The 18,078-nt window shown below is 63.1% G+C and carries 19 protein-coding genes; 6 read left to right on the forward strand and 13 right to left on the reverse strand.

Annotation, left to right across the window (positions count from 1 at the left end; all coding sequences use genetic code 11):
- The first annotated feature begins 6 nt into the window (after positions 1-6).
- From O5O48_RS16165 to O5O48_RS16180, 4 genes are all read left to right on the forward strand, one after another.
- The gene (locus tag O5O48_RS16165) at positions 7-852 is read left to right on the forward strand and encodes a DMT family transporter (RefSeq protein ID WP_269687606.1); all 846 of its coding nucleotides are present in this window, start codon (positions 7-9) and stop codon (positions 850-852) included.
- A 104-nt stretch (positions 853-956) separates the two neighbouring features.
- Complete coding sequence (locus tag O5O48_RS16170) at positions 957-3,350, forward strand: fatty acid cis/trans isomerase (RefSeq protein ID WP_269687607.1); 2,394 nt, start codon at positions 957-959, stop codon at positions 3,348-3,350.
- Between the two features lie 115 nt (positions 3,351-3,465).
- A complete protein-coding gene (locus O5O48_RS16175; protein ID WP_269687608.1) occupies positions 3,466-4,593 on the forward strand; it encodes a YbaY family lipoprotein in 1,128 nt (375 codons plus the stop codon).
- 102 nt (positions 4,594-4,695) lie between these two features.
- The gene (locus O5O48_RS16180; RefSeq protein WP_088275314.1) at positions 4,696-5,037 is read left to right on the forward strand and encodes a zinc ribbon domain-containing protein YjdM; all 342 of its coding nucleotides are present in this window, start codon (positions 4,696-4,698) and stop codon (positions 5,035-5,037) included.
- 6 nt (positions 5,038-5,043) lie between these two features.
- On the opposite strand, the gene O5O48_RS16185 is transcribed toward O5O48_RS16180, so the two are convergent.
- The 5 genes from O5O48_RS16185 to O5O48_RS16205 all read right to left on the reverse strand — a co-directional run bounded on the left by O5O48_RS16185 (position 5,044) and on the right by O5O48_RS16205 (position 10,524).
- Positions 5,044-6,045, reverse strand: a complete 1,002-nt coding sequence (locus O5O48_RS16185; RefSeq protein ID WP_269687609.1) for a hypothetical protein — start codon at positions 6,043-6,045, stop codon at positions 5,044-5,046.
- Positions 6,046-6,123: 78 nt separating this feature from the next.
- Positions 6,124-6,588: a DUF3429 domain-containing protein gene (locus tag O5O48_RS16190; RefSeq protein WP_088275318.1), complete on the reverse strand. Its 465-nt coding sequence runs from the start codon at positions 6,586-6,588 to the stop codon at positions 6,124-6,126.
- A 41-nt stretch (positions 6,589-6,629) separates the two neighbouring features.
- Positions 6,630-8,639, reverse strand: coding sequence for a transglutaminase TgpA family protein (locus tag O5O48_RS16195; protein ID WP_269687610.1), 2,010 nt, complete (start codon positions 8,637-8,639; stop codon positions 6,630-6,632).
- Positions 8,636-9,637, reverse strand: coding sequence for a DUF58 domain-containing protein (locus O5O48_RS16200; RefSeq protein ID WP_373315097.1), 1,002 nt, complete (start codon positions 9,635-9,637; stop codon positions 8,636-8,638). Before O5O48_RS16200 ends, O5O48_RS16195 begins: the two co-directional genes overlap by 4 nt.
- Positions 9,607-10,524, reverse strand: a complete 918-nt coding sequence (locus O5O48_RS16205) for an AAA family ATPase (RefSeq protein WP_269687611.1) — start codon at positions 10,522-10,524, stop codon at positions 9,607-9,609. Before O5O48_RS16205 ends, O5O48_RS16200 begins: the two co-directional genes overlap by 31 nt.
- Positions 10,525-10,642: 118 nt before the next feature.
- Between O5O48_RS16205 and O5O48_RS16210 the strand changes: the two genes are divergently transcribed.
- A complete protein-coding gene (locus tag O5O48_RS16210; RefSeq protein ID WP_269687612.1) occupies positions 10,643-11,554 on the forward strand; it encodes an alpha/beta hydrolase in 912 nt (303 codons plus the stop codon).
- 157 nt (positions 11,555-11,711) lie between these two features.
- Here the strand turns inward: O5O48_RS16210 and O5O48_RS16215 are convergent, their stop codons facing one another.
- The 8 genes from O5O48_RS16215 to O5O48_RS16250 are packed head-to-tail and all read right to left on the reverse strand — an operon-like array spanning position 11,712 to position 17,353.
- Positions 11,712-12,299 carry a HupE/UreJ family protein gene (locus O5O48_RS16215; protein ID WP_269687613.1) on the reverse strand — a complete coding sequence of 196 codons (588 nt, stop codon included), beginning with the start codon at positions 12,297-12,299 and terminating at the stop codon, positions 11,712-11,714.
- A gap of 1 nt (position 12,300) precedes the next feature.
- A complete protein-coding gene (ureG, locus tag O5O48_RS16220; protein WP_233049441.1) occupies positions 12,301-12,945 on the reverse strand; it encodes an urease accessory protein UreG in 645 nt (214 codons plus the stop codon).
- Between the two features lie 13 nt (positions 12,946-12,958).
- Positions 12,959-13,648 (reverse strand): urease accessory protein UreF, encoded by a 690-nt coding sequence (locus O5O48_RS16225; RefSeq protein ID WP_269687614.1) that lies wholly within the window; start codon positions 13,646-13,648, stop codon positions 12,959-12,961.
- The gene (gene ureE, locus O5O48_RS16230) at positions 13,641-14,129 is read right to left on the reverse strand and encodes an urease accessory protein UreE (protein WP_269687615.1); all 489 of its coding nucleotides are present in this window, start codon (positions 14,127-14,129) and stop codon (positions 13,641-13,643) included. Before ureE ends, O5O48_RS16225 begins: the two co-directional genes overlap by 8 nt.
- Before the next feature lie 10 nt (positions 14,130-14,139).
- Positions 14,140-15,840: an urease subunit alpha gene (gene ureC / locus O5O48_RS16235; RefSeq protein ID WP_269687616.1), complete on the reverse strand. Its 1,701-nt coding sequence runs from the start codon at positions 15,838-15,840 to the stop codon at positions 14,140-14,142.
- Between the two features lie 21 nt (positions 15,841-15,861).
- Positions 15,862-16,167, reverse strand: a complete 306-nt coding sequence (locus O5O48_RS16240; RefSeq protein WP_088275339.1) for an urease subunit beta — start codon at positions 16,165-16,167, stop codon at positions 15,862-15,864.
- Positions 16,168-16,177: 10 nt separating this feature from the next.
- On the reverse strand, positions 16,178-16,480 hold the full coding sequence (gene ureA, locus O5O48_RS16245; protein WP_088275341.1) for an urease subunit gamma: 303 nt from the start codon (positions 16,478-16,480) through the stop codon (positions 16,178-16,180).
- 15 nt (positions 16,481-16,495) lie between these two features.
- Positions 16,496-17,353, reverse strand: coding sequence for an urease accessory protein UreD (locus O5O48_RS16250; RefSeq protein ID WP_269687617.1), 858 nt, complete (start codon positions 17,351-17,353; stop codon positions 16,496-16,498).
- A 288-nt stretch (positions 17,354-17,641) separates the two neighbouring features.
- Here O5O48_RS16250 and rnk point away from each other — a divergent pair, with 288 nt between their 5' ends.
- Positions 17,642-18,049: a nucleoside diphosphate kinase regulator gene (gene rnk, locus O5O48_RS16255; RefSeq protein ID WP_228246225.1), complete on the forward strand. Its 408-nt coding sequence runs from the start codon at positions 17,642-17,644 to the stop codon at positions 18,047-18,049.
- The last annotated feature ends 29 nt before the right edge of the window (positions 18,050-18,078 follow it).

Raw genomic sequence — 18,078 nt, forward strand, 5'->3', positions numbered from 1 at the left:
GTAACCATGCAACTGCCCAAGGCAACCCTGCTGACCGCGCTCGCCATGCTGGCTTTTGCCGGCAACTCGGTGCTGTGCCGGCTGGCGCTGGACACAACCGCCATCGACCCGGCCAGTTTCACCAGTCTGCGGCTGATCTCCGGCGCCGCTGTGCTGTGGCTGCTGGTAACGCTGCGCGGCGGCGGCGCCTTCAGCCACGGTAGCTGGCCCTCTGCGCTGGCGCTGTTTGCCTATGCCGCAGGCTTTTCCTGGGCGTATATCCACCTGGATGCGGGCCTGGGCGCGCTGCTGCTGTTCGCCGCGGTACAAGTCACCATGATCGGGACGGGCGTTGCGCGCGGTGAGCGGCTGACGTTGCCGCAGCAGGTGGGTATGACGCTGGCGCTCCTGGGCCTCATTGCCCTGCTGCTGCCCGGTTCCAGCGCCCCGCCCTTGCCAGCAGCGCTGAGCATGCTGGCTGCCGGTATTGCCTGGGGCATTTACTCGCTGCGCGGGCGCGGTGCCAGCAACCCTACCGCGGTGACTGCGGGCAACTTTCTGCGCGCGGCACCGCTGGCCATTCTCCTCAGCCTGGCGCTGCTGCAGAGCCAGAACCTGGACAGCCAGGGGGTGCTCTATGCGCTGGCCTCCGGCGCTGTTACCTCGGGATTGGGCTACGCTATCTGGTACGCCGCACTGCCGCATCTGCGCGCCAGTGTCGCGGCAACCGTACAGCTGAGTGTGCCGGTCATTACCACGCTCGGCGGCGCGCTGTTACTGGCCGAACCGCTGACCCTGAGGCTGCTGCTCGCATCAGCGATGATCCTCGGCGGTATCGCGCTGGTGTTGCGAAAACAGGTGACCAGAGGCTGAACTTAAGGGCATGGCCGTCGTCACAATGCCTGGCATAGAACGTACTGCCTGATGCAAGATGGGCAACCGCCCCGCCCTGTCGCCTGCCTCCGAGGAAGGATTCCATGCAACTACTGTCCCGCCGTGCGACCTGGCGCATCGCATCCGTTACCCTGCTGCTGACCGTCCTGGTTATCGCCTGCAGCGCCGTTCAGACCTACCCGCACGCCGAACCGGTGGTGGCGACGCACCAGAGTTTCGACTATCAGCGCGACATCAGGCCGATTCTGGAAACCAGGTGCATGGCCTGTCACGGCTGCTACGACGCCCCCTGCCAGCTCAAACTGACCAGCGCCGAGGGCATTGAACGCGGTGCGTCCAAGAAGCAGGTCTACGACGGCACGCGAATTGACGACGCCGAGCCGACTCGACTGGGTATTGATGCCGACAGCACCGAAGCCTGGCGGCAAAAGGGGTTTTTCTCGGTATTGCATGACGCCAACGCCGGCGCAGCCCAGCAACTCGACGGATCACTGCTTTACCGCATGATCGAACTTGGCCACCGCAACCCGTTCCCGGCCGACAGCACACTGCCGGAAGCGATCAAGATCGGCACCAAACACACCTTCAGTTGCCCTTCCCCCGGCACCTTTGACGACTACGCCGAAGAGAACCCGCACGGCGGAATGCCCTATGCCACCAGCGGCCTGAGCGATGAGGAATTTGCCACCCTCAGTCGCTGGATCAGTGAAGGCGCGGTCACTGCGCCACAGCCCTGGAACCCATCGGCGCAGGAACAGGCAAGCATCGAGCGCTGGGAAACCTTCTTCAACCAGCGGGGTGCCCGAGAGCAACTGGTCTCACGCTACCTGTTCGAGCACCTGTTTATCGCCCATCTGCACTTCCCCGACATCGCCGGCAGCAGCTTCTATGAGCTGGTGCGCTCCGCAACGCCGCCGGGCCAGCCTGCCGAGCCACTGGCCACAGTGCGCCCCAATGACGATCCGGGCCAGCCGTTCTACTATCGCTTGCGCCCGCTGCGCGAAACGCTGGTCGAAAAGACCCACATCACCTATGCGCTGGATGCTCAGCGCATGGATCGCTGGCAGGAACTGTTCCTGCAGAACGACTGGGCCGTTGCCACCCCGCCCGGTTACGCCTACGCAGAACGCTCCAACCCGTTTATCACCTTTACCGCCATTCCGGCCAGGGCGCGCTATCAGTTCATGCTCGATTCGGCGGAGTACTTCGTTCGCTCCTTTATTCGCGGCCCGGTGTGCCGCGGCCAGATCGCTACCGATGTCATTCGCGACCAGTTCTGGACCGTGTTCGAAGATCCGCAGCAGGAGGCCTACGTCAATGATCCGCTCTATCGCAGCCTGACCACGCCACTGCTCGGCCTGCCCGGGCAGGACAGCGATCTCTCCGCGCTGGGTGCGGCGTGGCTGGAGTACAGCAGCAAACGCAATCAGTATCTGACCCTGCGGCACGACTATTATGCCGAGCGCAAACCCGCCGGGGCCGATATGGCCGAGATCTGGGACGGCGACGGCCACAACCGGGACGCGCTGCTGACCATCTTCCGCCACCACGACAGCGCATCGGTGCGCCGCGGGCTATGGGGCCAGGTGCCGGAGACCATCTGGGTCATGGACTACCCGCTGCTTGAGCGGACCTACTATGAGCTGGTCGTCAACTTCAACGTGTTCGGCAGCCTGTCGCACCAGGCTCAGACCCGGCTGTATTTTGACCTGATTCGCAATGGCGCCGAGCACAATTTCCTGCGTTTTGTCCCGGCACAGGCCCGCAAGGCTCTCTACGAGCAGTGGTATCAGGGCCATGCGCTGCTCAAGGACCGCATTGCCTACGCCGATGTCAGCCTCGATACCCCGGTCGCCATCCGCTACACAGAGGAAGATACCCGCAGCAACCCCGCTGTCATGGCCGCCTTCACCCGACACCTGATGGCCCGTGCAGATAGGGTAGACAGCGGCCCGGACACCCTGAACCGTTGCCCGCAGAACACCTGTCAACGTCCGGAGCTGAGCGACCAGCAGCGCCACATCGATCAGCTCCTGCGCCCGCTCGGGCAGGGCACCGCTGCCAGCGTTCCGGTCATTGCACTGCTGCCGGAGGTCAGTTTCATGCGTATCCATGATGGTAAGCAGCGCTGGGTATACACCCTTGTCCACAACCGCGCCCACAGCAACGTCGCCTTCATGTTCGGTGAAGACGCCCGTCTGCAGCCGGAACGTGACACGCTCACACTGATGCGCGGCACGCTCGGCAGCTATCCCAACTTCAGCTTCGACATTCCCCTGCAGCAACTGCCGGATTTTGTCGCCGCCTTGCGTGCCACACGCGACGAAGCAGGGCTGGGCGCGGTCGCCGCCCGCTGGGGTGTGCGTCGCACCAGCCCCCACTTCTGGGACATCATGGCGGACTTCAGACGCTATGTTGAGGAAACCGATCCGTCCCAGGCAGGTCTATTCGACATCAATCGCTACCAGAACCTGTAAACCCGACATTCCACGCAGCCCCACGGCTGCGTGGATGCGGACAACCGCAAAAACGGGTTTACACTGAGGACACGGCCGGTCGACGAAAACACGGCCACACAGAAGAGGATTCTCCATGCTGCTTTCCCCGTCACGTCTGCTGCTTGCTGCAGCCTTCGGCTGGCTGCTGGCGGGCTGCGCCCATAACGCCGCCCCGGAAGACGACAGCACGCCCGCCACCAAGGCAGAACAGCAAGTAGTGCCACAGACCCGGCAGGTGAGCGGAGCGATAAGCTACCGCGAGCGTATTGCCCTGCCGCCGGGCAGCGTCGCCCACGTCCGACTGCTGGATGTGTCACGCGCTGACGCCCCGGCCACCGTGCTGGCCGAACAGAAAACCACGCTGATCGGCATGTCGGTTCCGGTGCCGTTCGAGCTCAAGGTGGAACCCCGCATGTTTCTGCAGCAGGCGACCTACACCGTGTCCGGCCAGATTCGCGGGACCGACGCAAAGCTGCTGTGGACTACCGACACCCACTACCCCATTGACCTCAGTCAGGCGATCAACGACCTGGGCACCCTGATGATGATCAAGGTCAGCGGGCGGGTGCCTGACGACGCCGAGGTGATTGATGTCAGCACCCTGCTGCCACTGCAGGCACGGGGTAACGAGCCCGGCTGGATGCTGACCATCGACAGCGAACGGATGCGCCTGACCCGTCAGGACAGCAGCGCCGCCCAACTTACACCGACGCCGACAGCAACCCGTCAGGGCGACACCATACGCCTTGATGCCGGGACGACACATCAGATGGTTGTCGAGATAACCCCGGCGCTGTGCCACGACAGCATGACCGGCATGCCATACCCCTACCGGGTTCGGGTTCAGCGCGAAGCGACGGAGCTGACCGGCTGCGGCGGTGCGCCGGAAGCCCTGCTGACCAAACACACCTGGAAAGTGCAGCATATCGATGACAAGGCAGTGCAAAGCGACACCCCGGTAACCCTCAGCTTCACCGCGGACGGGCGTATGGGTGGTCAGGGTGCCTGCAACGGCTTTTCCTCCGGCTATCAATTAACCGGAGAGAACCTCACCACCAGCGCGATTGCAGCCACCCAGAAAGCCTGCATGGATGAGCTGATGGCTCAGGATCAGGCGTTGTTCGACGTGTTGCAGCAGCTGTCGCGCTTCGATATCGATGCGCAGGGCCATCTTCTGCTGATAACGGCAGATGGCCGCAAGATCGTCGCTGAAGCCCTATAACATCAGCTGCAGCATGGACAGTCAGGCCGCTATCGGGCATTATGCCGGGCGCCAATGACCCTGTACTCCGCAGGGTCAATCCCGCCATACCGAGGTACCCGCATGAGTGATCTGCCCCAATGCCCTGCCTGTCAGTCCCCCTACACCTACCAGGACGGCTTGATGTTCATCTGCCCGGAATGCGCCCATGAATGGTCGGCAGAGACAGCAGACGCACAAGCCTCCAACGACTCGGGTATCAGGGATGCAAACGGCAATCCGCTGCAGGACGGCGACACAGTGACCGTTATCAAGGACCTCAAGGTCAAGGGCTCATCGCTGGTGGTCAAGGTCGGCACCAAGGTCAAGAATATTCGCCTGGTCGATGGTGATCACGACATCGCCTGCAAGATCGACGGTATCGGCGCGATGAACCTCAAGTCAGAGTTCGTCAAAAAGGTCTGAGGCCGGTCAGCGGCGAAAGCGTACGTACTGACGTAACGGGCTTTCGCCGCGCCAGACAAACCCTTCCCAGTAATAGTGCATGAACGAAATCAGCAGGATTGCGATCCCGATGAAGGCATGCTGCTGATAGCTGTTAAGAAGCCAGGCAATCAGGATCGACGCTGCAGGCAGCACCACGAACGGCGTCATACCGGCAGATGGCAGCCAGCGATACAGCCAGCCTGCTGACGTTCTCACCTGCCGGTTGCGGTCATGGGTGATGTAAACGCTGAATGCCGTCAGGTCATGTATCAGGCGCGGCATCAGGATCACCAGCAAGGTGTACCCCAACTGATTGATCATCAGTGCACTGACCAGCAGCGCACCATTGGCCCAGATAAACCAGCACCCGAGGCGCCCTTCGCAAGCCCCCGCCAACCGCCAGGTCAACAGCAGCAAGATCACACAAAGGGCACCAGCCAACCCGGCCAGCAACGCATAGACATCCGTGCCGGCGACCCGAAAATGCCCCAGATACTGCCTCCCATAAACGTTCAGATAGATCGCCAGACCCGCGGCGATGGCTACCCACTTCCAGAAACGAAACAGGCGTCCTGGCCTGCGCCCGCTCAGCACAAGGGCAATGCCCAGCTGCTGCGACAGCACATGCAAGACGGTAAAGCCGGCAAAGAACACAAACAGCAACTGATAGCTCAGCGGTTGCGGACCATACCATCCGATCAGACAGATCAGCAGAAACGCCAGCAATGCCGGTAGCAGTTGCCGACGGTAATGCCGCAGGTAGGCGCGATCCGACAGCGTCAGTGCGCTGGCGATGATATGCGGCAGGCCGAACAGCAGCGCCCACAGTGCCCAGTCATTGGGGTCGTCCGGCAGCAGGTTGTGCAGCAGTGCTCGCTGCAACACCAGCGCATCGAACGTGATGACGGCAAACGAAAGCGGGATAACCGCATAGAGCGCCAGCAGCCAGCGCCCATCAACGTAATGGAAAGACAGATCGGATTGCACGGCAGGCCCGCATGAACAAGTGTGCGACCTACTTGATCACACCCTGCCCTGCGCGCCCATCACCCGAAACAGTGAGCCTCAGCCCACCACCAGCGTTGCCAGCCAGGCAACCAGCAGCGAACAGACCACGATAATCGTCAGCGGCTTGCGCAGCGCCGGGTACCAAACCGGCGCGACCCCGTGATTGACCGCCCAGATGTCGGCAAAATACAACGCTGCAAAGGCGACCAGAATGACCGGCAGCCCGAGGACGTTAGGCAATGCCAAGGCTACCCATCCGAGCAGCGGCGGGATGACCGAAAGCCCCAGCTGAACAGGAGCCTTGTCGCTGTTCTCCTCGGCGCGCATCGCCAGGCCCCAGTGAATGGCGCCCATGAAGGCCAGAATGATGGCGGCATAGGCCAGCAGCTCCTCGAGCACCCTGTCGCGCCAGGCCTCGGGGGTGAGCCAAAGGCCCAATGCCCCGGTTACAAAGGGAATGAGCCCCGCCAGGCCAAGTCCTAACGCCAGACGAGGGGGACGCGTTGCGCCGAATGGATGCATGCAAACTCCGCTGCCAACTATGCCGGGATAGGCCCAATCGATTATAAGAGTCGACGCTTGACTGGCAAGCCCGCCGAACGCCGCCGTGGCAGATTGCGCAGCAACCGCTTGAGGTGCGCGCGCAGCAGCGCCGCATCAGCGTTACCACCCGCATACTGCTGGGCAACGAAGCAGTCAAAAAACGCTGCCAGCAGGTCAGTCTGCGAGGGCAGTGCGCACCCAATACGCTGCTGCCAGTCCCGCGGCCCCTCCCCGGCCTGCGCGCCAAGGCCAAGCGGGCGCAGACGCCGATCAAGCTGCTGCCAGGCGCGTTGCGCCGGTGTGCCGGTACGCCGGGCGGGCCGCAGCCAGAAAAACGCCTGCACTGCCATCAGGGTAAACACCAGCGCCAGCACAATCACACCGATCCGCTGCCAGTCGGCAGTGCCAAGCCAGCGTCGGAACAGGGCCAGCTGCTCCTCCGAACGAAAATTCAGCACCCGCCGCTGCCACTGATAGTTCAGATCATCCCAGCTAAGGCGCAGGCTGTTGAGCCAACTGACGCCGCGGTAGCGCGCTCCTGACAGCGGCGCATCTGCAAGGAAGCTGCCTTCCTCGCGCATGGCCTCTTCCAGTCCGCGCTCGATGCGCGTGGGGGCAACCTGAAAAGTCGGATCAAAGGCGGTCCACCCGGTTCCCGGCAGCCACGCCTCAACCCAGGCATGGGCATCAAACTGATGTACCAGTAAATATCCACCCCTGGGATTCAGCTCGCCGCCCTGATAGCCGGTGACGATACGAGCCGGAATCCCGGCCGCACGCAGAACGAATGCCATGGCACCGGCGTAGTGCTCACAGAAACCACGGCGGGAATCGAAGAGGAACTCGTCATTGGCATGCTGGCCAAGCGGCGACGGCTGCAGCGTGTAATAGAACGGCTGTTCGGAAAAATGCGCCAGCACCGCCTGGATCAGTTGCGCATCACTGCCATACTCGGCACGCAGCTGTCGGGCCCAGGCACGGGCACGCGGGTCACCGCTGGGCGGCAGTTGCAGCTCACGGCGACGCTCACTGACCGAGAGCCCTTCCGGTTGCAGCAGGGCATCGCTATGGGCCGTGGCCGTATAGGCGAAGGTACCGCTGAGCGGCCGCAAGGCGCGCAAGGTGTCATCGGCCAGCCGGTTGACCTGGGGCGTACTGCTGACGCTCCCGCTTAAGCTATAAAGCCAGTTGCGACCGCTGGGCTCGGCAACCACCTGATAAACGAGCGCAGCGCCTGCCGTACTAAGGGGTGGCACGGTACGCTGTTCCAGACGCTGATCGTAGGACCAGGTGCGCCCATCAAAGCGACTGAGTGTCAGGGCCCGCCAGTACAGGGTCGATGCCGGCGGCACCTGTCCGTCGAACTCAACCCGAAAGGCCAGCTCCGGCGACTGCGCCAGATTGGCGATGTCCGCCGGCGCCATACTCTCGGACAGGCCGGTGCGGGCGCTGCTGCCGGGTACATTGACCGACCACAGCGGTGCCAGCCGGGGAAAGAACAGAAACAGCACCAGCATCAACGGCAGCGCCTGCAAGACCATAGCGCCGGCCCGGCGCAACGCGGCGGCCGGATCATTGCGCGCCGGGCTCTGCTGCAGGCCTACAAGCGCCGCTACCAGAATCAGCGCGCAGAATCCCTGGTAAAGGGCCAGCGGAATGCCCTGATCAAACAGAAACGCGGTCGCGATAATGAAGAAGCCGAGGTAAATCACCACCAGCGCGTCACGCGGGCTGCGCATTTCCAGCAGCTTGAGCATGAACAGCAGGAGCAGCAGCATCACGGTGGCATCCAGCCCGATCAGCGTGCCCTGGGAGAGATACACCGCCAGCCCGGTCAACAGCAGACCGCCTGCGCGCAGCAGACGCCCGGGATAGCCCCAGCGCATACGCTGAATCTGCACCCGCCAAAGTGCACAACCCAGCCAGAGCACCGCGATCCACCAGGGCAGGCGGGGCAAATGCGGCACCAGTACCACCAGTTGGGCAATCAACAGCCAGGCAAGGCTGTTACGCGGAATCAACGCGGTCATCGCTGCGGCTCCAGACCATACAGCGCCAACGCCCGCAGGCACTGCTCACGATGCGCAGGGCCGAGCGCCGGTTCGATACGCTGGCCGGGCAGCCTCAGTCCGTAGGCGCGGCGAGCGTTCTCCAGCGCCAGCACCCAACCGGTCATTACCCCGAGCCGTTCCTCCAGATCACGACCGACCGCGCTGGTCAGGTCAAGCCACAGACTCTGCTGCTGCGGCTCGGCGAATATTTTGCTGTGCAAACCCTGGCCGCGCGACCAGGCGCGCCAATCGAGACGCCTGCGCGAATCACCCGGCTGATAGGCGCGCAGGCCCTGAAAATCGTCCACCCCTTCGACCAGCGCCTGATCCTGATCGTGCTCCGCGCCCTCCGGCGCACTGCCGCGCGGCAACGGGCGGCTGACCGGTCTGGGGTAGACCAGCACCTGCCAGTCCAGATCGACCAGACTCCAGGCCTGAAACCAGCCAAGCGGAAAGCGCGTCTCGACCCTCAGCCGCTCAAGTGTTAACCAGCCTCGATGATCGGTCGGGTAATACAGGGTCAGTGCCTGCTCGCCGCCGGCGGGCACATCAACCGTATGCAAGCCAGCCTTCGGCCAGCTCAGACGCAGTGCCTGATGTTCCCGCCGCGAGCTGCTGAGCACCAGGCCCAGCGGGGCCTGCTCCCCCGCAAACACCGGCCTGCCACCGGTTGCCCTGAGCTGCACCCCGGCCAGATTGCGGTAAGTATGATGCAGGGCCACCCAGAACAGGCTGAGCAGCGTGAAGGTCAGGCCGTATACCAGGCTGTTCTGATAGTTGATAGCGCCTACCAGCATGATCGCCAGCAGCAATAGAAAGCCAGCGCCGGCCTTGCCCGGAATAATGAAAATACGCCGGTGATCGAGCCGAATCTGCTGCGCGGGCGGTATGCGGCGGCGCAACCAGCCACGGTGCCACTGGCGCAGGCGCTCACGTATTGCGTCGCTCACACCGGCGACACCTCGCTCAGCAACCAGCGCGCCAGACTGTCGCCGCCATGCCCGGCCGGATCGTGGGTGGCGCGCAGACGATGGCTGACCACGGCAGGCAATACCGCCTGCACGTCTTCGGGAATGACGTAATTGCGCTGTTCCAGCAGTGCCCAGGCGCGGGCTGCGGCCAGCAGGCCCAAACTGGCCCGTGGCGACAGCCCCCAGGCACACGCGTCACTGTTGCGGGTGTGGTTGACCAGCCGCAGGATGTAGTCGATCAGCGCTTCACTGGCGGTAACCTGCGGCACCAGCGCCTGCAGTGCACAGAGCTGCTCACGACCAAGCACGGTCCTGATGGCGTCCAGGCGGACCCGACGTGCATCGCCCTGCAGCAGGCTCTTCTCGGCCGCCTCGCTGGGGTAACCGAGCGACAGACGCATCAGAAACCGATCCAACTGCGACTCGGGCAGCGCGAAGGTGCCGGACTGGGAAACAGGGTTCTGGGTGGCGATCACGAAAAACGGATCGGGCAGCGGGCGGGTCGCCCCGTCAACCGTCACCTGGCCTTCCTCCATTGCTTCAAGCAAGGCGCTCTGGCTCTTCGGGGTCGCACGGTTGATCTCGTCGGCCAGCACCAGCTCGGCAAAGATGGGCCCGGGATGAAACACAAACTGGGCGGTATTGCGGTCAAATACCGAGGTGCCGAGGATGTCACCGGGCAGCAGGTCACTGGTGAACTGAATACGCTGGTAACTCATGCCCAGTACCCGGGCCAGCGCCTGCGACAGCGTTGTCTTGCCCATGCCGGGCAGATCCTCGATCAGCAGATGCCCTTTGGCCAGAATGCAGGCCAGCGCCAGCTTGATCGCCTGGGATTTGCCCAGCAGCACCTCACCTATGGCGTCCTGCGCCGCACTCAACACATCCTTCATGCTTACCTCTTCTCCGGGCTACCATGCCATGGTAGGTGCAAGCGCTGTTACGCGAAAGCCAAATGCAATAGCTTGTAACAGCCTGCACATCACCCATCAGGAAATCCGAGGGGGTTGAATGTCACTGTTTCGCACGATGGTCCTGCTGCTGACAAGCCTGCTGGGCGGCTGCTCGGCGCTGGCCCCGGTCAATTGGCTGGTGCCTGAAAACGGCTACAAAACCCTCACCGATCTGCCCTACGGTGACTTGCCACGCCAGCGGCTCGACGTATACCTGCCGACGGACCTGAAAGCCAACTCCCCGGTGGTGGTGTTCTATTACGGTGGTAGCTGGCGCAACGGCGAACGCGCAGACTACCGGTTTGTCGGCCAGGCGTTGGCCAGTCGCGGCATTATCACCGTGATCCCGGACTACCGGCTGTATCCCGAGGTCCGCTATCCCGATTTTTTGCGCGACAGCGCCAAGGCACTGGCCTGGACCCAGGCCAACCGCAGCAACTGGCAAAGCCCTGCCGGTCCGCTGTTCGTCATGGGCCACAGTGCCGGCGCCTACAACGCCGCCATGCTCGCGCTAGATCCGCGCTGGCTGGCACAGGAACAACTTGCCCCCGAGGTGCTCAGTGGCTGGATCGGTCTCGCCGGGCCCTATGACTTTCTGCCGATCATCAACCCCAATGTGCAGCCGGTTTTCTATCACCCGCAAACGCCGGTCGACTCCCAGCCGCTGGTCCACGCCAGTGCTGCCAGCCCGCCGGCCCTGCTGCTTGCCGGAGCCGATGACAGCCTGGTTGACCCGCAGCGCAACACCCGGCAACTCGCCGAGGCCCTGAGCGACTATCAGGTTGCCACGCAAAGCGCGATTCTGAGCGACATGGGGCACATCAAAATTCTGCTCACACTGGCAGCGCCCTTTCAGGACCGGGCTCCAGTGATTGAGCAGATCACCGGCTTCATAAGTCGGCACGGCAAGCGGGATGGCGGGCAGCAAGTCAGCACGGATCCGGCTGTCGCCTCATCCCGAACCAACTAGGAAAGAACGGCACAAGCAAGGGAAGTCAGGGCAACGCCGTCAACCGGACAAACCGAAAAACCCGAGAAGGCCGGGTGATGCTGGAAGGAAAGAGAACGAAGAGGTTAAGCGCAGAGACGCGGTACCGGCGGGTCAACGCCGCCGGTACCGCAGCCGATTACATGCCGACGGCCATACCGACGCCAGCCAGACTGATCAGGGCGCCCAGGCTGCCCATCACGACGCGCGCGGCCTTGCGCTCCTGCAGCCACAGGCCGCCAAACAGACCGGCTGCGTGCAATGCTGCGGTAGCGACCGCGAAGCCCAGCGCGTAGCTCAGCGCACCTGCAGCAGCAGGCATTTCAGCACCGTGGGCGTAGCCGTGGAACAGCGAGAAGCCAGCCACCAGCAGCGCCACCGGCGCAGTCTGGCCACGCTGCACAACAACCAGCAGCGCGCCCAGTACGATGACCGACCCGACGATGCCCAGTTCAACGCCCGGCAGGTGAACACCGGCCATCGCCAACGCCCCGCCAACCAGCATCACGGAGACGAACAGCAGCGGCAGCAGCCAGCGGGCAGCACCACCCAGCTTGGCGCCGCACAGACCAACCGCCACCATCGCCAGCAGGTGATCCATGCCCATCAACGGGTGCGTGATCCCGGCGGCCAGTCCCGAGACATCCTGGCCGGGGTGCGCCTGTGCCAGTCCGGGCAGCAGGGCAAGAGTGGCAATCAAGCCAAGGCGTTTGTTCAGTTGTGTCATGTCAGGCTCCTTGTTGCTGTGCAGTTTCCGGCAGAGCCTTGAGCATGCCCTGACGAACGATGAATTCGATGATCTGGTCCACGCCCTGACCGCTTTTGAGGTTGGAGAATACGAACGGACGCTCGCCACGCATCTTCTTGGCGTCACGGTCCATGACACCCAGATCGGCACCGACCAGCGGGGCCAGGTCGGTCTTGTTGATGATCAGCAGATCGGAGCGGGTGATGCCCGGGCCGCCCTTGCGTGGAATCTTGTCGCCGGCAGACACGTCGATCACGTAGAGGGTCAGGTCAGACAGCTCCGGGCTGAAGGTCGCAGCCAGGTTGTCACCGCCGCTCTCCACCAGCACCAGTTCCATGTCCGGAAAGCGCTCCTGCAGCTCGGCCACCGCGGCCAGGTTCATGGACGCGTCTTCGCGAATCGCGGTGTGCGGGCAGCCGCCGGTTTCTACCCCCAGAATGCGATCTTCCGGCAGCGCCTGATGGCGCAGCAGAAAATCGGCGTCTTCGCGGGTGTAGATGTCGTTGGTAATCACGCCCAGGTTGTAGTGCGGATACAGGCGCTCGCAAAGGGTGCGAACCAGCGCGGTCTTGCCGGACCCGACCGGTCCGCCGATGCCTACCCGCAGTGCAGGTCTGGAAGTCATGTGTCAGTGCTCCTTATGATCGAAACAATCGGGTGTATTGATGTTCATGGCGGGCGCTGGCAAAGGCCAGGCCCGGTAATCCTGCGCCGAGATCATCGGCGGACAGTGTGGCGGCGGTATCCACCACCGCAGGCAGATCGGGCAGCATGCGATCCAGCAACCGCTGGGCGTCGGTCTGCCCGAGCGGAATCAGCTTGGTAGCGGCGCCGGTCTGGTTTTCCAGCCAGCTCCAGAGCGCACCCAGCGCCAGCGCGCGAGCGCCGGTCTGCCAATGCTGGCCGGCCATTGCCAGTGCGGTCATCAGCGCAATCGGCTCGCCCTGCGGCCATTCGATCGCCGCCGGCACGGCCAGTGACTTGAGCAGACGCAGCAGCGCCCCACCCTGCTGGCTGTCTTCCAGATAAAGCTCAGCGGTTTCCCGGTTGGCCAGCAGCCAGTCATTCCAGGAGAACAGCGCGCCTTCGTCGTCGCGCTCCAGCGCGTCGTACTGGCGCAGCAGCAGCGGAATATCCAGCCGCGCCAGCGAGTGACCCAGCAAGCCGCCCAGCCAGTGCGCGGCGCTGTCGATGTCGGTTACCCAGTTCTGCTCGATGGCGTACTCCAACCCTTGCGAGTAGGCGTAGGCGCCAATCGGCAGCGCCGGACTGGCCAGCTGCAGCACACGCAACAGGGCCAGATCGGCGACTGGGTTCAGCTCAGTCATGGGCGTGCCCAGCAAGGCGCAGCAGCGGCGCGGCCGGCGTGGCTACGCTGTGGCTGTGGTTGTGATAGGCGCCCTTCTCCGGGTTGAACGGTGCGGTGATCTGCTCGACCTCCAACCCGAAGCCGACCAGCATGGCGTCCAGCACGTGATCGCACTGGTAGCGCAGTTCGGTGGCGTGCACCTCCAGCGCTACGTGGCGGTTACCCATGTGATAGGCCGCGCGGGCCAGTTTAAGGGTGTCGTCACAGACGACGCGCGAGAGTTTTTCCGGCGCGGCGGCAATCATCAGCACGCTGCCGTCGAGGCACTGCAAGCGGTCGCCCTGCGCCAGCACGCGGCCACGCGGCAGAAACAGACCCACTTCATCACCGGCGACCGTCTTGGCGCGCAGGCGGCTGCGGGTACGCAGCTCGTAGGCCAGCTCCAGTACGTGGTCATGGGGGCCAGACTCATCTTCCAGCCAGGCATGACATTCCAGCATCGTGCTCTCCTTAAAACAGGTAGTAACGCTGCGCCAATGGCAGCTCGTCAGCCGGCTCGCAGAGCAGCTCAACGCCGTCGGCCTTGACCACGTAGGTCTGCGGATCGACGCTGATGTCCGGCTGATAGTCGTTCAGTTTCATGTCGGCCTTGCTGATATTGCGAGTGTTGCGCACCGCTTCGAGGCGACGCTTCAGGCCCAGCTTTTCCGCCACGCCAGCATCAATCGCCGCCTGCGAGACGAAGGTCAGGCAGGTGGTGTCCATGCCCCGCCCGAAGGCGCCAAACATCGGCCGGTAATGCACCGGTTGCGGTGTCGGGATGGAGGCGTTCGGATCACCCATCGGCGCAGCCGCGATGGCGCCGCCCTTGAGAATCAGGCTCGGCTTGGTGCCGAAGAAGGCAGGCTTCCACAGCACCAGATCCGCCAGCTTGCCGACCTCAATCGAGCCGACCACATGACCGACGCCCATGGTGATGGCCGGGTTGATGGTGTACTTGGCGATATAGCGTTTGACCCGCGCGTTGTCAGACCAGTCGTCGTCCCCTTCCAGCGGGCCGCGCTGCACTTTCATCTTGTGCGCGGTTTGCCAGGTACGGGTAATTACCTCACCGACGCGGCCCATGGCCTGGGAGTCGGAGGAGATCATGCAGAAGGCGCCCAGGTCATGCAGGATGTCTTCGGCGGCGATGGTCTCGCGGCGAATGCGCGAGTCGGCAAAGGCCACGTCTTCAGCAATGGCCGGATCAAGGTGGTGGCAGACCATCAGCATGTCGAGGTGCTCGTCGACCGTGTTGATGGTGTAGGGCCGCGTCGGGTTGGTCGAGGACGGCAGCACGTTGGATTCGCCGCAGGCCTTGATGATGTCTGGCGCGTGACCGCCACCGGCACCCTCGGTGTGGTAGGTGTGAATTACCCGACCGTTGATGGCCGCCAGGGTATCTTCAACAAAGCCGGATTCGTTCAGGGTGTCGGTATGGATCGCCACCTGCACGTCGAAGGCATCGGCCACGCTCAGGCAGCAGTCAATCGCCGCCGGAGTGGTGCCCCAGTCTTCGTGCAGTTTCATGCCCATGGCACCGGCCTGAATCTGCTCTTCCAGCGGGTCCGGCAGACTGGCGTTGCCCTTACCGAGAAAGCCCAGATTCATCGGGAAGCATTCGGCCGACTGCAGCATCTTGCCGATATGCCAGGCACCCGGGGTACAGGTGGTTGCGTTGGTGCCGGTGGCCGGGCCGGTGCCGCCACCGATCATGGTGGTCACACCGGACATCAGCGCCTCATCAATCTGCTGCGGGCAGATAAAGTGAATATGCGCGTCGATGCCACCGGCGGTAAGGATCATGCCCTCACCGGCGATGACTTCGGTGCTCGGGCCGACGATGATATCGATTCCGGGCTGAATGTCCGGGTTGCCGGCCTTGCCGATGGCCTGGATGTTGCCATCCTTGATCGCCACGTCGGCCTTGATAATGCCCCACCAGTCAACGATCAGGGCATTGGTGATGACGGTATCCGGCGTCTCGGCGCGGGTACGCTGGCTCTGGCCCATGCCATCACGGATGACCTTGCCACCACCGAATTTCACTTCTTCGCCGTAGCGGGTCAGGTCCTTCTCGACGCTGATCCACAGTTCGGTATCACCGAGGCGAACGCGGTCGCCGGTGGTTGGGCCGTACATTTCCGCATAGGCCTGTCTGCTGATTTCCATTGTTCGCTTCTCCCAATCTGCTCAGAGACTGCCCATGACGTCGCCACGGAAGCCATACACCTTGCGCTCACCTGCCAGCGCTACCAGTTCTACCTCGCGGCTCTGCCCCGGCTCAAAACGCACCGCGGTACCGGCGGCGATGTTGAGACGAAAGCCTCGCGCCGCATCGCGATCAAACTGCAGCGCCGGATTGGTCTCGGCAAAGTGGTAATGGGAGCCGACCTGCACCGGACGATCACCGCTGTTGGCCACACTGATCACCAGCGTTTCGCGTCCTTCATTCAGTTGCAGCACGCCGGGGCGGGTCTGCACTTCTCCTGGAATCATGACGAGCTCCTCAGGGAATCGGGTTATGAACGGTGACCAGCTTGGTGCCGTCCGGGAAGGTGGCTTCGATCTGGACCTCGGCGAGCAGCTCCGGCACACCGGGCATCACCTGCTCGCGGGTCAGCAGCGTGCGGCCATAACTCATCATCTCGGCTACGCTGCGACCATCGCGCGCGCCTTCCATGATGGCAGCGCTGATATAGGCCATCGACTCGGGGTAATTCAGCTTTACGCCACGGGCCAGCCGGCGCTCGGCCAGCAGCGCGGCGGTAAACAACAGCAGCTTGTCTTTCTCGCGGGGGGTCAGCTCCATGAAGAGGGCTCCATCTCAAGTGTTCCAGATGCGTGGTGCGCAGGGTTCCCGCCCGTTGATCAACGGACGCAACTGCCGCCACAGACGAATAAAGGTATTGCGCGCATGCTCGGCATGCAGGCCAAGATAACGGCCGATCAGCAGCCCGTTGCGCTGGGTCAGCGCCAGCTCCGGGCAGTCGGTCAGGCTGTCACGCAGATCATCCATCTGCTGGCGGTCCAGCTGCACGGTCGCCAGCCAGGTACCACTGACGCCACAGCCGCCAAGCCCCCAGCGGGCTTCCAGCAGCGGGTCGCCACCAATGAACTGGTTGCGCTCGATATAGATCGGCCGGCCATCGCGCCAGACATCCAGCCGCTGGTCTACCTGACCATAGCTGAAGCCCTCTCCCGCTGCAGGGCGGCCCAAACAGAGCAGATCCCAAGCCACGCAGCGAGCGTCCACGGCGAGATCGATGCGGGTGATCATGCGCGCGTGGCAGCCCTCGAAGGCGATGGTGTCCTGCGGCAGATACTCCAGACTGCTGCCAGCCGCCAACGTAAAGCGATTGTGCTGTACCTGCAGGGTGCCGTTATCACGGGCACGGTAGAACTTGCCGGAGGATGGCGTAGTCAGGACAGCACAAGCGTTCTCCTGCATGTCGGCCTGCAGACGCAGATTGTCACCACTGACCAGCCCACCCGGCGGATGCAGAATATACAGATGCGGGCAGTCCAACCCTTCCGGGGTAAACGGACGCTGCACGCGCAGCGGGCCTCGATGACTGGTATGGGCAAGTTGTGTACGCGCACCGGAACGCACAAAGCCCAGCCGCAAACCGGCCTGCCAGTTCAAAGCGCTGTCATGCTGCTCCAGGTGCCAGGCGTGTGTCATGCGTGCTCATTCCCAATCAATAATCCCGATTTACAGAGCAAGTGCCATGCCACATAAGGAGTCCCGGGTTCCGGGGGACGCACGAGGACAGCGCAGCCATCAGCGCACCAATATGGATCACTGACCATTTGGACAGCTTTTACATGCACCATGATGAAGCACAATTAGAAACACTCACCGCCTTGCAACTGCGCGCCAATCTGGTAGGGTCGACGGGTCGGCGTCCTGTCGACGTTTTCCCTTACCTCATTTTTACCCAACTCTGATCAAGGAGTAGTGCCGTTCGCCATGAACAAATCCCCTGCAATCGTCCTGACCCGTCTGGATGTTCAACGCCTGGAAAAGGTAATGGCCGATATACCGGCCCCGCTGGAAATGCTCGAAGCGCTGGAGGACGAACTGCTGCGCGCACGCGTCATCAGCCACAAGCAGATCCCCAAGGACGTGGTTACGATGAACTCGACGGTGCGTTTCATTGACGAGGCCAGCGATCGGGAGTTTGTGCTGACCCTGGTCTACCCGGATCAGGCGGGCCGTCCCGGCACCATTTCCGTGCTGGCACCGGTTGGCATGGCGCTGCTCGGCCTGAAGATCGGCCAGAGCATCAACTGGCAGGGTCCGGCCGGCCGCCCCCTGCGCCTGAAGATCATTGATGTGCTCTATCAGCCGGAAGCCAACGGTGACTTCCACCTCTGAGTGATTGCCCCTGACCGGGGCAATGCACC

This window comes from Halopseudomonas sp. MFKK-1 (genome assembly GCF_027474385.1).
Lineage (GTDB): Bacteria > Pseudomonadota > Gammaproteobacteria > Pseudomonadales > Pseudomonadaceae > Halopseudomonas > Halopseudomonas aestusnigri.

What these genes read in the sequence shown, in the direction of transcription:
- O5O48_RS16175 (WP_269687608.1), top strand. Translation starts at nt 3,466, where the DNA reads ATGCTGCTTTCCCCGTCACGTCTGCTGCTTGCTGCAGCCTTCGGCTGG.
- O5O48_RS16215 (WP_269687613.1), bottom strand. Translation starts at nt 12,299, where the DNA reads ATGACACAACTGAACAAACGCCTTGGCTTGATTGCCACTCTTGCCCTG.
- O5O48_RS16195 (WP_269687610.1), bottom strand. Translation starts at nt 8,639, where the DNA reads ATGACCGCGTTGATTCCGCGTAACAGCCTTGCCTGGCTGTTGATTGCC.
- O5O48_RS16210 (WP_269687612.1), top strand. Translation starts at nt 10,643, where the DNA reads ATGTCACTGTTTCGCACGATGGTCCTGCTGCTGACAAGCCTGCTGGGC.
- O5O48_RS16240 (WP_088275339.1), bottom strand. Translation starts at nt 16,167, where the DNA reads ATGATTCCAGGAGAAGTGCAGACCCGCCCCGGCGTGCTGCAACTGAAT.
- O5O48_RS16225 (WP_269687614.1), bottom strand. Translation starts at nt 13,648, where the DNA reads ATGACTGAGCTGAACCCAGTCGCCGATCTGGCCCTGTTGCGTGTGCTG.
- ureA (WP_088275341.1), bottom strand. Translation starts at nt 16,480, where the DNA reads ATGGAGCTGACCCCCCGCGAGAAAGACAAGCTGCTGTTGTTTACCGCC.
- ureG (WP_233049441.1), bottom strand. Translation starts at nt 12,945, where the DNA reads ATGACTTCCAGACCTGCACTGCGGGTAGGCATCGGCGGACCGGTCGGG.
- O5O48_RS16205 (WP_269687611.1), bottom strand. Translation starts at nt 10,524, where the DNA reads ATGAAGGATGTGTTGAGTGCGGCGCAGGACGCCATAGGTGAGGTGCTG.
- O5O48_RS16250 (WP_269687617.1), bottom strand. Translation starts at nt 17,353, where the DNA reads ATGACACACGCCTGGCACCTGGAGCAGCATGACAGCGCTTTGAACTGG.
- O5O48_RS16180 (WP_088275314.1), top strand. Translation starts at nt 4,696, where the DNA reads ATGAGTGATCTGCCCCAATGCCCTGCCTGTCAGTCCCCCTACACCTAC.
- ureC (WP_269687616.1), bottom strand. Translation starts at nt 15,840, where the DNA reads ATGGAAATCAGCAGACAGGCCTATGCGGAAATGTACGGCCCAACCACC.
- rnk (WP_228246225.1), top strand. Translation starts at nt 17,642, where the DNA reads ATGAACAAATCCCCTGCAATCGTCCTGACCCGTCTGGATGTTCAACGC.
- O5O48_RS16170 (WP_269687607.1), top strand. Translation starts at nt 957, where the DNA reads ATGCAACTACTGTCCCGCCGTGCGACCTGGCGCATCGCATCCGTTACC.
- O5O48_RS16190 (WP_088275318.1), bottom strand. Translation starts at nt 6,588, where the DNA reads ATGCATCCATTCGGCGCAACGCGTCCCCCTCGTCTGGCGTTAGGACTT.
- ureE (WP_269687615.1), bottom strand. Translation starts at nt 14,129, where the DNA reads ATGCTGGAATGTCATGCCTGGCTGGAAGATGAGTCTGGCCCCCATGAC.
- O5O48_RS16165 (WP_269687606.1), top strand. Translation starts at nt 7, where the DNA reads ATGCAACTGCCCAAGGCAACCCTGCTGACCGCGCTCGCCATGCTGGCT.